Raw genomic sequence first — 12,953 nt, forward strand, 5'->3', positions numbered from 1 at the left:
AGCCGCGAGCTTCAGGCCGGCAGCGCCTGGGCAGCCTGCAACAACCGCCGCACCAGCGTAGCCTGGGTCCGGACCCCTGCTTTGTGATAAAGCCGCTTCAGGTAAGTCCGAACAGTATGAATGGTAATGCCCAGCGCCTGCGCCGCTTCGGCCGGGGATTTTCCGTTCATCATCTGTTCAGCCAACCTCATCTCCGCCTTCGTGAAACGGAAAGTCGCTTCGAGGGTCGCGGACGCTGTCAGCTGACGGCGGGCCGGATCCACCAGGGCGACTGCCCGAAACTTGGGAGTAGGTGCACCGTTGACCATAGGGGTGACCCACGCCAGCAGGGGCGCCTGGCCGGCGGACCGTTCGATTTGAACCAAACGGCCCGCTCCATCCTCCGAGTCAGGCAGACTGAGAATTCTCCGTTCGATATAAATACCGTCCGGTGTGGCAAGGAGATCCCGCGCCAGGGAGTTCATTGCCGAAATGTGACCGTCAAGGCCGATGAGCACCAATCCGAGGAGTTCCACGCCTGTATTAGCGCAGAAATGTCTCGGTTTGGGACATAGTTAACATGTGAATTCGCATTTCTTCGTCTATCGGGAGGCAAAGAAACTACGAATCCTAGCAGCAGCCTCTCGGAGGTTATCCATGGAGTTGGCGTAGCTGAAGCGAATGTAACCCTCGCCGAAGGCTCCGAAGGCGGTTCCGCTGAGGCAGGCGACCCCGGCTTGTTCGAGCAGGGCGTCGGCCAGAGGCTTGGACTTCCACCCTGTCGCCTCGATATTGGGGAATGCGTAGAAGGCGCCTTCGGGCATGGGGCAGCGGAATCCGGGAATGGTATTCAGCTCCTCAACGAAGACGTCGCGGCGGCGCCGGAACTCGGCGATCATCTCCTCGGCGGGCTCCTGCGGACCATTCAAGGCGGCGATGCCGGCGCGTTGGGTGAAACTGGCGGTGCAGGAATTTGAATTCACCATCAGCTTGTTCACGGCGTCGACGAGCATGGGGGGCATTACTCCGTAGCCCATGCGCCAACCGGTCATGGCGTAGGTTTTGGAGAACCCATCCAGGATGATGGTTTTGTCCAGCATGCCGGGGAAGGTGGAGATGGAAACGACTTCGCGGCCGTAGCTCATCCGGGAGTAGATCTCGTCCGAGAGGACGACGACGTCGCGGTCCCGCAGCATTTCGGCGATGGCGGCGATGTCTTCCTTGGGGATGACGCCGCCGGTCGGATTCGCCGGTGAGTTCAGGATCACCATTTTGGTGCGGTCGGACAGTTTCTCCCGAAAGAGGTCGAGGTTGAAACTGAAGCCGCGGCTCTCGATGAGGGGCATGGGCACGGCGACGCCGCCCAGGTAGTTGATCATCGATTCGTAGATCGGGAAGGAGGGGTTGGGGTAGATCACCTCGTCACCCGGGTCGATCAAAGCCATCATGGGAAAGAAGATAATGGGTTTTCCGCCAGGTACGACACAGACCCGTTCCGGGCCGACGTCGATGCCGCGGGTGCGGGCCACATAGCTGGCGATGGCGGTACGCAATTCCGGCTGGCCCTGCGTGGGGCCGTAATGAGTCCAGCCCTCATCGAGCGCCTGTTTGGCCGCGTCGACGATATGGCTGGGCGTCGCGAAATCGGGTTCTCCAATTTCGAGATGGACGATGTGCCGTCCCTGGGCTTCGAGGCCCCGGGCCCGCACAAGGACTTCGAACGCGGTTTCGGTGCCGATCCGCGTCATGCTCGATGCTAACTTCATGAATGCGCCTTTCTTGTCCGGCCGGACAGGGGCCGGATAAGCGAAATGGATAAGTAAGAACGAGGCCTGGCGGAGCGAGGAGCGTCAAACAGGGCGCTTCCCTCGGCGTGGCCGGTCTCATACAATCACAGAATAGCGCCGATAGAAAGGCTTGCACGGCCGGCGGGCTCGCAGCGTCAGACATTTCAGCGGAGCCCATGCAGATACCGGCCCTCAGTCTTGGTCTGGCAATGAACGAGCCACGAGAACTGCCCTTGTGTCCGGCGGTTTCCCCCGAATGGCGGGAAAAGCAGGACCAGTTCGTGCAGGCCAACATGCGGCGCGTGTTCCTGATCATCTACCGCATTGTCGGCAATGTGGCTGACGCGCAAGACCTTACGCAGGAAGCATTTATCAAGGCGCTGCAGCGGCAGGACCAGTTGAAAGACCTGGACAAGGCCGCCCACTGGCTGTCGCGCATTGCCTCGAATACGGCGATCGACTTTCTGCGCCGGCAGGGCCGGGCGAACTTCACCGAGATTGACGAAATCTCCGATCCGCTGATGACAGCTCCGGAGCGCAGTCCCGAATCGCTGGTCTTGCGATCGGAGCACCAGGATTATCTGGCCGAAGGGCTCAGCCGTTTGACAGCCCGGGAGCGCACGGCGCTGATCCTGCGGGATGTCGAGGATTTGCCGGCGGAGGAAGTGGCCCGGCGGCTGAATTGTGGCAAGGCGACCGTCCGGTCGCACATCGCCAATGCCCGAACCAAGCTCCGTAAGTATCTGGAGCGGAACCGACAGGAGTTGAAACGCCCATGAAGAACCATCCTGGGCCGGAACAACTCGCGCTGTATGCCGGCAACGACCTGTCCTTGCCAGGTGCGCTCCAGGTGCGAATCCACCTATATGGATGCGCGCGTTGCGCCGCCGAAGCGGCAGCACTACGGTTGGCCCGGCAGGAGTTGCGGCGGCGGGCGGGCGAACTGCCCGAAGAGCTCGACTGGAGTTCGCTGGAAGCCGAGATGAGTGCCAACATCCGCCTGGGCCTTTCGGCCGGGGCGATTGTGGACCGGCCCGCGGTAGTGGAGGACACTCCGCAGCCGGAAGCGGCCGGCTGGCGCCTGGCGGTGGTCCTGGCTTCGCTCTCCTTTGTGGCAGTGGCTGGCTGGTGGCTGCGGAATCCAGACAATCTGCGGACGATGACCGATCCGGCGGCGGCCGTACTGTCCGAGGCTCGTCCGGACGGCCTGGCGTTGCAGAATCGCGGCGCCGCGCTCACGCTTTTGAACCATTCGGAACAGCCCGCGGTGACTACCGTCAGTTGGGACGGCGGCGCCCGGGCCAGCTTTGTCGACTCAGAAACCGGTCAGGTGACCATCCACCATGTCTCCGCGCAATAGTAATCCGCGCATTCGTATCCTGCTGCTCCCGGTCCTGGTTCTGGGCATGACGGCCGCGCTGTGTGCGCAGGGGCCGGAAGTGCCCGTCGACCCCAGCAACTCGTTCCAGGTAAACCTGCCGGGGGACGGCCCGCTGGCGCTGGTTTCGGCGGACTGGGGCCGCACGCGGGCCACGGCCCGTGGCGGCGCAATGCTGGTCGACCTGCATTCCACGCTGGTGTTCAAGAACGCGTCTCCACGGCCCATCCGGGGCGTGTCGCTGCTGGTGCTGGCCCAGGAGGTGACACCGGGCGGCAAGGCGTCGGTCACGGTGCCGAGCCTCGATGTACAGCCCGGGGAAGTGTTCCCCATCCGTGTGGATCTGCGCCTGATGCGGCCGCTCAACACGGGCACCGGCGCCCTGGTGCAGGTGGGGCTGGATGGCGTGCTTTTTGAAGATCTCACGTTCTATGGGCCGAACCGGCTGAACGCGCGGAGAGACATGCTCTCGTGGGAGCTCAGCGCGCGGCGCGACCGGAAAGCGATGCTGGCCGCACTCACACAGGGTGGACCCGAGATCTTGCGCAAACAATTGCTGGCGGTGCTGGCCCGGCCCTCCGATAACCTGGTGATGGGGATGCAGGTGGCCCGGGCGATGCCCGCCACCAACGTGGAAGCCGGCCGCAGCGTCGAATTCGCCTTCCTGCAATTCCCCGACGCGCCGGTGGAGCTGCTCTCCGGTGATGTGCGCATGACCGGGACCGAGGCGCGCGCGCCGAGGATTGAACTGCAGAGCAAGGCAAAACGGGCGATCCGGTTTGTCGAGCTCGGCTGGCTGGCCAAGGACGAACAGGGCCGGGAATTCATGGCCGGGACGCTGCCGGCCGACGTGAATCTGCCGCCGGGACAGCATTCCACCATCCGCAAGGAGAATACGCTCCGCTTCGCGAAACCCGTGAATGGGTTGACGGCCTTCCCGTCGGCGGTGGAGTTCTCCGATGGTGATTTGTGGGTGCCTTCGTATGCCGCGTTGAAGGATCCGCGGCTGGCGGCGGCGCTGCCGGCTTCGGGGGAAGAACGGCGCCTGGCCGAGTTGTATCGCCGCAAGGGGCTCGACGCGGTGGTCCAGCAACTGCGCTCACTGCGATAGGCTTCGCTCCGCTCGCTGCTACAGGCTTCGCTGCGCTCACTGCGCTAAGATGCTTCCTAGATGGACATATCTGGGTTGATTGGCCGTTCGCCTGAGCGCTTGTCGCTGGTCGAGCGCCGTGATTTCGCCGGACTGTGGGTCGCCCTGGAACTGTACACCCCGGAAACCCTGCCGCTGCGGCGGATTGAAGCCGCGGGCCGAAATGTGGTGGAGTGCGCGCGGCAGTTGACGGCTCGGGGGCTGAATCCCCTGAACTTCGAGTTTATGGCGCTCAGGGGTTAGGCGGAGGGGGCCTGGACGCGCTGGGGCAGGTGCCGTCGATTGGGTGGGGGAGTGCGATTGCCCCACCGACTCGCTGACGCTCGCGGCTCTGTACTCGGGGTGTTCCCTTACTGCTGCGGTTTGGGCTGCGGCGCCGTGGCTCCGCCCAAGCCCGCGTAGCTGTCTTTCACCTTGGTCACCTTGCCGTTGGCGAAGGTCACGAAGGTGATCTTGCCGGGCGGGAAGCCGTAGATCCAATCCTCCGACTCCAGGCCGTCCTTGCTCTCGCGGAGGCGGTCGCGCGGCTGCCCCATGGCCATGCGCACCTGATCCCGGTTCATGCCGATCTCGGCCCGTTTGGCCTTGATCGCCTCCTGAATCTCGGGCGGCAGGGTGTCGAAGTAGTTTTCCGTGGCGCTACGCTTTTCGAAGTCGAGCACGGGCGCGAGAATCGTCTTGATCTCGGCGGGTTTCATGGCCGGCATGCGGCCCGGGAAGACGACGGCGATGGTGGTGCCGGCGCTGCGGGACTGATTGCGGCTCATGGGTACGGTAGACTGCCCGCCGCCCACGCCGCCCTCGATGCGCTCATACCATTTGCCCTTCACGTTCAGGCCGTTGTTGATCTGCAGGAGGAGCTTGTCGTCGTCGAAGTCGATTTTGGTCACCTGGACCAGTTCCCCGACGCGCGCCACGGGTCCGTATTCGTCGCCGATGGCCAGCCAGCCCTTCTTGTCGTACTTGCCATCACTGGGGAAGGGTACGGCCTTCTTGGATCTCGGCAGATAGGCCTTGACGGTGGCGTATTCGGCCGTGAGGCCGCGGATCAATTCCACCTTCTCCTCGTCGGTGAGCTTGCGGACAGGATCCGCCTTGCCCGATTGCGCGGGCGCGAGGGAGGCGGTGATTCCCAGGAGAATCAGCAGGAGCGGGAAGCGTTTCATGTCCTCACAACTCCTCTCGGGGCTCGGATTCCGGTTCCGGCGGCTCCGCATCCAGCAGCGGCGCGGTCTGGCGTTCCAGCGGCGCCCGCCACAACCAGGCGGCCAGCAGCAGTACGCTGATCGTCGCCAGGATGCTGCCCTCGGCGCCGTAGGCTCCTCCGCTCCACAGCGGTCCAGCCTTCCATTGCAACGTATAGCCCGACAATCCCATGGTAAACCCGCTGAGGTTCACGCCGAACAGGGGCAGGGTCCAGTTCCAGCCGAAGTGGAGGCCGATGGGCAGCCAGAGGTCGCCGCTGCGGTAGAACGCGTAGCCGAACACAATGCCCCACAGGCCGGTGTTCAGGATGCCCAACTGGTTGGTGCCCATGTTGTCCAGGTGCGCCAGCGCGAACAGGACGCCGAATGGCGGAATCACCCACCAGGGTCCGTAGGCGCGCAGCAGGATCTGGAAGGCGTAGCCGCGAAACATCATCTCCTCTCCGACGGCTCCGAAGAGTAGGACGACCGAGACGAGAAGAAGTTTCCCCGGAGTGAAGGCGTTGGCCGGATCAGTGGAGCGCTCGAGGGCCGCCAGATGGAGCCCCAGTGGGACCAGCAGGGTGAGCAGAGCGGCGATGATGCCGCCGCCGACGCCCAGCCAGAGGTGGCGCAGGCTGGAGGCGCTCCAGGCCATGCCGATGTCTTCCAGCCGGCCGCGCTCAAAGGTGCGGACCACGAACAGGCTGGCCAGCGTGGCGGCGATAAACAGGCTCATGGCCGCGGCTACGAGAATACTGGAACCGCTCAGCAGCCAGCCGATCAAGCCGCCGGCATAGCGGATGAACAGCAGGAACAGGCCGCCGCGCAGCAGCAGTCCGAATAGCCCCGGCTTGGAATAAGGAGTTGCGTCCGGCATCCGCGCCTTTGTCCGCTCAGGACAGGGTCTTGACTACAACGCCTTTCGGAGCGACTTCCACCGGCAGCACCTTCACGCCCTGCCCGGCGCCCTCGGTCTCGATGGCCTGGGCCACGCGTTCACGTGCATCCGGTTCACACAGAAATACGACGCAGCCGCCGCCGCCCGCTCCGCATACTTTGGCGGCCCGGGCTCCGGACTTTTTCGTCGAAGCGATCAGGTGATCGATCAGCGGGGTCGAGATGCCGGGGGCATTCTTCTTGCGATGCGACCACTCTTCGCGCAGCAGCCGCGCGGTCTCGTTCCAATCCCGGCTGGCCAGGGCGCCGCGCATCCCGTGGGCGATCTCGGCGATGCGGGCGAAGTTTTTCAGGACCTTCTTATCTCCATCGATGTGGAGCTTCATCACTTCCCAATTGTTGATGCCGGAGTTGCGCGGCTTGCCGGTGTACGCCAGCACGAAGCGGCTGTTCAATTCGGCCAAGTCGACAGGCATGTTGTTGCGCTGGATGCCGGCCACGGTCAGGTCGATGGCGCTGACGCCGCCGTACATCGCCGGGTAGTAGTCCTGGCAGCCGGTGGGCACGTTCACCACCTGGGCTTCGATATTCTGGGCGATCTCACGGACGCGCTCGATGTTGTGGCGGGTATTGCAGAACTTATTAAAGGCGCTCACGGTGGAGATGAGCAGGGCCGAGGAGCCGGAGATGCCGGCGCCCTGGGGCGACTCGGAATTGGTCTCCACCACCATGCCGCCGGCCGGCTTGAAGTGCTTCACCACCATGGCGGCGAGGACGTTGCGCACCTTGGGCGCGGCCATCAGCGTGGAGAGCGAGTCGAACGTCTCTTCCATGTCCTGGTCCTGCGACCGCAAGGTGATCGCGTTTCCCTCGTGCGGCATGATCCGGCAACTGGTGTACACGCTCACCGCGAAATTCAGTGTGACGGCATTCGGGTGGTAGAGGTACAGCGGCCAAATGTCGAGGGTGCCACCGGCCAGATCCACACGGCAGGGTGATTTTGCGAAGACTTGCATCAGGTCTAGCTTAGCGGATCACCTGCTCCGGCAGCACTACCATAAGTAATATGCCAGTTCGCCGTATTCTCCAGCTGGGCGACCCCATCTTACGTACTATCTCTACTCCGGCCGATCCCGCCCATACCCGCGAGGTGATGCAGGACCTGGAGGACACGCTGGCCGAATTCCGGCGGACGCACGGCTTCGGGCGAGGCATCAGCGCGATCCAGATCGGGGCCGCGGTCCGGCTCATCTTCCTTAAGGTGGATGACGTACGTTACGAGCTCATCAACCCCGAGTACACCTGGCAGAGCGATCAGATGTTCCCACTGTGGGACGACTGCTTCTCGTTTCCGGACCTGATGGTACACCTGCGGCGGCATCAGGAGATTCGCATCCGCTACCAGGATGCAGCGGGCGCATGGATCGAACTGGGGGCGGAGGGCGCGCTTTCTGAACTGATCCAGCATGAGATGGATCATCTGGATGGCATCCTGGCGGTGGATCGTGCGGAGGGTCAGCATCCCCTGGCGACACGTGAGGAGTGGAAGAGGCAGTACTAGGGGTAATGGAACGATGAATTTTCCAGTACCAAACCCAGTACCTTGGGTTACGATGGGGCTGGTTGGGGTGGCGTGGGCGCTACCTTAGCTCCTTTACCTAGACCCGATTAGGGCGAAATTGTACGGGCATTCCTCATGCATCAAATGCGTTGGGATGCCGATCAATTGAATGTATGATTGAGCGGCGCGCAGAACCGAGAATGCTGTGTGCGGACCTGGTGGATGTCCGTTGGAGGGACAGAGCCAACCGTAGCAGGAGAGCGGTGGCCAACCTGGAGGATATCTCCCTGTCGGGAGCTTGCGTCCAGTTGGACATGCAGATCCCCATCGGCACCCTCGTTCGCATCTCCTATCCGAAGGGCGAGTTTGCCGGACTGGTGCGCTATTGCCAGTTCCGCGAAATCGGCTACTTCGTCGGCATTCAATTCGAAGCCGGCTGCAAGTGGTCCAGGAACAGCTTCAAGCCCCTGCACCTTCTGGATCCCCGATCGCTATCGAAGAAACCGACACCGCGATCCAAGGCAGGTCCCTTCAGTGCAATGAGTTAGTCGCCCGCGCGCATTCCTCTCCCACAACAGGAACAATCAGGTCTGAAATGCCGTCTTAGATAGCTGAGCGGAGGATCAGGGATCGCTGCGTGGCGCGTCGCGTCTCACATTCGTGTGGACTCGAGCCCATTGCGCCTTCGACGCTTCTCCGCGCGCCGGGCCATCCCGGCGATGTGAGCAAGGAATGGGAGTAGCCATGAAGCTATGCCTCTGTCTCGCCGCGGCCGTCTGTTCCTCTGTCTGTGCCGGTCCGCCGGAGCCCTCCGAACTATCCGCGAAAGCCAGGCTCTACCTGGATGCCGCCGCCGGCATGATCGCCGCCACACCCCCCGATTTCCAGGCAGGAGCGCTGCTGCAAATAGGCATCGTCACTGCGGGAAATAACCCGAAAAAAGCACTGGAATTGTATGAACAGGCATTCGCCGCCAGTGCGGTCCTGCCGACGCAGGCCGGCTACCGTTTGCGCGAGGAGTTCCAGTCGAGGCTGGCCGGGCACGTCGCCAAAGTGGATGTGGAGCGCGCCATCAGCCTCATCGCTGGCATGACCCCGCCCGCGGCCGGCGATGCGGATCCGCGCTCCGGCGCCCTGTCTGAGATCACGCGCCAGTTGCTGGCGCAAAAGCGGCTGGATCGCGCGGCTGAGTTCCTCGACCAGATGGTGGTGGGCGGAGCGTACCCCTTCGACGCCATCACGCTGGTCATCAAGGCCCAGCCGCCGGGCGACGAACACCACCAGTTGCTCTTCTCGCAGGCGCTGGTCGGCTTCCAACAGCGTCCGCAGACAGAACCGTTCGAACGTTTCATCCGCACCTTCCGCAAGGAGATGCCGGAACAGACGTTCCAGCAGGCTGTACGCCAGTTGGGGAAGACGGTGCTCGACGGCAAAGGACTGCCGGAGCCGCACAGCCAGACGATGGTGGGGCCCAGCGGCACGGTGACCCTGACGGACCCGAAGGACGTCGAGATCTTCAACGCGCTCGATCTCATTGCCGATGTCGATCCGGCCTGGGCCAGGGAGATCGCGAAACGGCCGGGCCTGCAGGCGGTGCTGGAACGCTATCCGCGCGGGAAGGCGTCCATCGACACCGGAAAGGGCGAGACCGTGACGACGCGAGGCACGATCCGGTCCGGCCAGTCCCAGGCCGACATCGAGCAGCGCGCGCAGGTGCTGGCCTTTGAGACGCAGAAAATGACCGAGGCCATGCGCTACATCAATAAGGATCCGGCCAGGACCCTGGAGGTGGCCGCGCAGCTGCCCTCACCGCAACTGCAGGCACGGGTGATCGAGATGGTGGCCATGATGGCCGGGTCGAAGGATCCGGCGGAAGCGCGCATCCTGCTGGGCAAATGCGTGGAGACGCTGGAGGCGATCAAATCTCCAGATTGGCGGGCAAACGGCTGGGGCGCGGTGGCAGTGTCGGCCGCCAAGATCCAGGACACGGAACTGGCGCTGAAGGCGCTGGAAAAGGGCATCGCCGACGCGCGCGTGGTCTACAAGCAGGAGGCGAATCCGGACGACCCGAATCCATATACCAAGGCGGTCTGGACGTCGACACAGCTGTTCAAGCTGCTGTTCCATCGAGCTGCGCGCTCATTGGGCCTGGCGGCCGAGCCGCTGCTGGAGAAGGTGCCGGACACGGAGATCCAGATCATCGCGCGTGTGGAGATGGCTGCCGCGTGGAACGGCACGCCCTCGACGGGCTGGTTCGCTCCGTCCAGCCGGCCAAAGAAGAAGTAAGGGGCTTGACACGAAAAGACCGGAGCCACGGTGATGGCTCCGGTCTTCATTTGGCACCCGGACAGCGGGTGGCCGGGATTGTCTGTGTGCGCGATGCCCTTATGGAAGCCAGCGGCGCGCTCAAAAGCGGCGCCTTCCGCGCGATGGGCTGATTCGCCTTTACTTCACTTTGGCGGGTGAGGACTGCAGTTGGAAAGTGAAGAAGGCAGGTTCGCCGGGTTCGTGCCGGCCGGCGTAATAGCGGATGACCAACCAGGTGCTTCCGTCCAGCTGAGGTGTCCACTCGATCTGGGCTTTGGTGTGGGTGGAGGCGGCTTCGGCGGTGACGACGTGTTTGGCTCGGGTGTCGAGGGGGAAGGTGCCCGCCAGAATGGGCGCTGTCTGGTCCTGTCCGCCCACGGGCCGGGCGGGCGTCCCCTCATAGATCAATTTACGATCCAGAAAAACCCGGATGCTTGTGGAAGCATCCGGGTTCATAACCTGGATGGAAACTTGAGAGCTATTCGCTTGTAGCACCATGCATGAGGACACGGAAGCGAGCAGCAGGAGGTTCCATTTCAGTGCGATCTTCAGGCCTTGTTCCTATTTCGCCGGCGTGACAGCCCGATGAGCAGCGGAGCCGCGAGGCTGAGCATGAGCAATGTGCCCGGTTCAGGGACGGCGGCGGAGGGGTTGGTGTTGTATTGGTTCGAGGCGCAGCCTTCGACATTGCAGATCGCAAGAATATCGGCTGCCGTGAGGAGCGCGCGCTGGCCGTCGGTAAATCCCGGAAGCGCAATGCTGGTGTCGTTAAACAAACCGCCAGAGGCAACACCATCCACATGCGTCCCGTCGAGGGGAATATCGAAGGTGCTGGGCAGCAACGAAAGCGCGGTCGGGATGGTCATGTTGGTCGCGGTGGTGACGTTTTGAAAGCGCGGCAGCGAGGCGGAAAAGCCCAGGCCGTGTTCCAGCTCGTGCAAAAGCAGGGAGAGCAGGTCCCATTTGCCGCTGGCTGGTCCAGCCAGTGCATTGCCAAGCCGCCCGACATTCACCGTGCCACCGCCCAGGGCGGCGTCGGTCGATCCCATTGTGTACTCAGAGTTATCGGCGGGCGTCGGATCGAGGAAAAACTGGATTGACCCGTCGTCGACACGAAGGTTGGAACTCGTGGGACGGCCATTCGCATCCGTGCTGGTGATCAGGTTGTCCCCGACAGCTCCGGCGCCTGTCAGGTCGAAAAGCGTAAATGTCACGGTGGTGCTCCACGGCAGCAGTATCGCGTTCTGCCAGTAGCTGATTGCCGTAGAGACATTGGTCTTGAAGAGGCCGGTCACATCCGTGTAGCCGGGTGCGAAGGTGTCGTGAAGTTGGCCAGAGCCATCCTGGTAGACAGTGCCGAGCAACGAATAATCTGCCGTAATACTCACGGCAGATGCGGAGCCCGAAAGAGCTACCGTCATCAAAGCAGCGGCCCAAACGGGTACGATGCGGTTTCTCATTGATCCTCCAGATTTCAAGTACTGCGCCGGCGTACGTCCAGCTGTAATGCCATCTAATCGTCGAGAGCAGGTTAGCTCAACATCTCACCCCGGATGCCCCTTGCCGACTCGATCTAATAGTTGTGAATCCGCGAAGGATTATCAAACTTGACGCAGTTGTGCAATTTTAGCATAGGGCGGATGTTTGCCAAGCAGGTTTTGTGATGACAAATTGGACAATTCTCCAAGGGCGAACAAAAGCGCGCATGGGAAACGGATTTCCTAATCATCGCCATTTCGTGCTGAGCTTCGCCCGCACACGCGCGCGGGATCTTATCGACGGGCTGGTTCGCAGCGTCCAGACGGCCCGCGAATAAACAGGGGTCCTGACACGAAACGACCGGAGCCACGGCGATGGCTCCGGTCTTGATGTGGATCGAATTGTCTACGCCCGCAGGGCTGCGTTGACGCCACGCATATACGCAAAGCTCTTCTGCATGCCGGGCAGCGGGTTGTCGGCATTGATCTCGTACTCGAGATGCACGATGCCCTTGTAGTTCATCTTCTTCAATTGCTTGAAAATGGCCACAACCGGCATCTGGCCGTCGCCGACATCCACCTGGCTGTCGCGATTCATCAGGTCGCTCAAATCCTTGATATGCATGTCGAGCAGGCGGGGTCCGGCGGCCTGGATCTCTTCGAGGACGTTCTTGCCGGTGCGCGTCGTGTGGCCGACGTCGATGCAGACGCCCATGCGCGGATCCATGTCCTTCATCAGCTTCAGCGCGTCGGACGGGGCGGGGAAGTGCTTGTCCTCCGGACCATGGTTGTGGACCGCGATCTGGATATCGTAATCCTTCAGGGTCTTCTCAATCATCGGCAGCGACTTGGCCGTGGCGCCGATGTTCATCATGGGCATGCCCAGCCGCTTGGCGTACTCGAAGTACGTCTTGATGTCGGCCATGTCGTCCTTCAGCATGTAGACCGTGCCGCCGCCGGTCAGCGTCAGGCCGGCCTTCTGGAAGTCGGCTTTGGCCTTGTCCAGTTCCTGGGGCGTGGAACGATAGAGCGCGTGAAACTCCTTGATGCAGAGGTACGGGGTGTTGAGCGCCTTCGTACCCTTGATGCACAGGGAACGGCTGAATTCACGGAAGGAGTAGCTGGCTACACCGATTCGGACATCGCCGGGGACAGGGTCAACGGCGGCATTCAAGACGGGGACTGCGGAGGCCGCGGCCATGGCGGCAGGGACTCCCTGAAGAAAAGAT

General features: G+C 62.5%; 15 protein-coding genes. 7 read left to right on the forward strand and 8 right to left on the reverse strand.

The genetic code is table 11. The annotated features are described in order from the left end of the window. Positions 1–11: 11 nt before the first annotated feature. Complete coding sequence (locus tag ACR9Y2_RS27870) at positions 12–365, reverse strand: helix-turn-helix transcriptional regulator (RefSeq protein WP_435045151.1); 354 nt, start codon at positions 363–365, stop codon at positions 12–14. Positions 366–581: 216 nt separating this feature from the next. After that, complete coding sequence (locus ACR9Y2_RS27875) at positions 582–1,745, reverse strand: pyridoxal phosphate-dependent aminotransferase (RefSeq protein ID WP_435045152.1); 1,164 nt, start codon at positions 1,743–1,745, stop codon at positions 582–584. A 230-nt stretch (positions 1,746–1,975) separates the two neighbouring features. Between ACR9Y2_RS27875 and ACR9Y2_RS27880 the strand changes: the two genes are divergently transcribed. From ACR9Y2_RS27880 to ACR9Y2_RS27895, 4 genes are read left to right on the forward strand one after another with little or no spacing between them, the layout of a single operon-like run. Further along, the gene (locus ACR9Y2_RS27880; RefSeq protein ID WP_435045153.1) at positions 1,976–2,545 is read left to right on the forward strand and encodes an RNA polymerase sigma factor; all 570 of its coding nucleotides are present in this window, start codon (positions 1,976–1,978) and stop codon (positions 2,543–2,545) included. Then, positions 2,542–3,126 (forward strand): hypothetical protein, encoded by a 585-nt coding sequence (locus ACR9Y2_RS27885; protein WP_435045154.1) that lies wholly within the window; start codon positions 2,542–2,544, stop codon positions 3,124–3,126. Before ACR9Y2_RS27880 ends, ACR9Y2_RS27885 begins: the two co-directional genes overlap by 4 nt. Next, positions 3,110–4,255 (forward strand): hypothetical protein, encoded by a 1,146-nt coding sequence (locus ACR9Y2_RS27890; RefSeq protein WP_435045155.1) that lies wholly within the window; start codon positions 3,110–3,112, stop codon positions 4,253–4,255. Before ACR9Y2_RS27885 ends, ACR9Y2_RS27890 begins: the two co-directional genes overlap by 17 nt. A gap of 60 nt (positions 4,256–4,315) precedes the next feature. Continuing rightward, positions 4,316–4,537, forward strand: a complete 222-nt coding sequence (locus ACR9Y2_RS27895) for a hypothetical protein (protein WP_435045156.1) — start codon at positions 4,316–4,318, stop codon at positions 4,535–4,537. A 107-nt stretch (positions 4,538–4,644) separates the two neighbouring features. On the opposite strand, the gene ACR9Y2_RS27900 is transcribed toward ACR9Y2_RS27895, so the two are convergent. From ACR9Y2_RS27900 to ACR9Y2_RS27910, 3 genes are read right to left on the reverse strand one after another with little or no spacing between them, the layout of a single operon-like run. After that, positions 4,645–5,460: a hypothetical protein gene (locus tag ACR9Y2_RS27900; RefSeq protein ID WP_435045157.1), complete on the reverse strand. Its 816-nt coding sequence runs from the start codon at positions 5,458–5,460 to the stop codon at positions 4,645–4,647. 4 nt (positions 5,461–5,464) lie between these two features. Continuing rightward, entirely contained in the window at positions 5,465–6,358 is an 894-nt protein-coding gene (locus tag ACR9Y2_RS27905; protein WP_435045158.1) for a CPBP family intramembrane glutamic endopeptidase, read from the reverse strand. 16 nt (positions 6,359–6,374) lie between these two features. Then, on the reverse strand, positions 6,375–7,394 hold the full coding sequence (locus tag ACR9Y2_RS27910) for a GHMP family kinase ATP-binding protein (RefSeq protein WP_435045159.1): 1,020 nt from the start codon (positions 7,392–7,394) through the stop codon (positions 6,375–6,377). Positions 7,395–7,444: 50 nt separating this feature from the next. Between ACR9Y2_RS27910 and ACR9Y2_RS27915 the strand changes: the two genes are divergently transcribed. The 3 genes from ACR9Y2_RS27915 to ACR9Y2_RS27925 all read left to right on the forward strand — a co-directional run bounded on the left by ACR9Y2_RS27915 (position 7,445) and on the right by ACR9Y2_RS27925 (position 10,225). Then, positions 7,445–7,939, forward strand: a complete 495-nt coding sequence (locus ACR9Y2_RS27915; protein ID WP_435045160.1) for a peptide deformylase — start codon at positions 7,445–7,447, stop codon at positions 7,937–7,939. A 173-nt stretch (positions 7,940–8,112) separates the two neighbouring features. After that, on the forward strand, positions 8,113–8,487 hold the full coding sequence (locus tag ACR9Y2_RS27920; RefSeq protein WP_435045161.1) for a PilZ domain-containing protein: 375 nt from the start codon (positions 8,113–8,115) through the stop codon (positions 8,485–8,487). Between the two features lie 196 nt (positions 8,488–8,683). Continuing rightward, positions 8,684–10,225, forward strand: coding sequence for a hypothetical protein (locus tag ACR9Y2_RS27925; protein ID WP_435045162.1), 1,542 nt, complete (start codon positions 8,684–8,686; stop codon positions 10,223–10,225). A gap of 159 nt (positions 10,226–10,384) precedes the next feature. Here the strand turns inward: ACR9Y2_RS27925 and ACR9Y2_RS27930 are convergent, their stop codons facing one another. From ACR9Y2_RS27930 to ACR9Y2_RS27940, 3 genes are all read right to left on the reverse strand, one after another. Then, positions 10,385–10,654 (reverse strand): hypothetical protein, encoded by a 270-nt coding sequence (locus ACR9Y2_RS27930; protein ID WP_435045163.1) that lies wholly within the window; start codon positions 10,652–10,654, stop codon positions 10,385–10,387. 140 nt (positions 10,655–10,794) lie between these two features. Continuing rightward, the gene (locus tag ACR9Y2_RS27935) at positions 10,795–11,706 is read right to left on the reverse strand and encodes a PEP-CTERM sorting domain-containing protein (RefSeq protein WP_435045164.1); all 912 of its coding nucleotides are present in this window, start codon (positions 11,704–11,706) and stop codon (positions 10,795–10,797) included. 424 nt (positions 11,707–12,130) lie between these two features. Beyond that, complete coding sequence (locus ACR9Y2_RS27940; RefSeq protein WP_435045165.1) at positions 12,131–12,925, reverse strand: sugar phosphate isomerase/epimerase family protein; 795 nt, start codon at positions 12,923–12,925, stop codon at positions 12,131–12,133. Positions 12,926–12,953 lie beyond the last annotated feature (28 nt).

Source organism: Paludibaculum fermentans (assembly GCF_051172195.1).
GTDB classification, from domain to species: Bacteria; Acidobacteriota; Terriglobia; order Bryobacterales; family Bryobacteraceae; genus Paludibaculum; species Paludibaculum fermentans_A.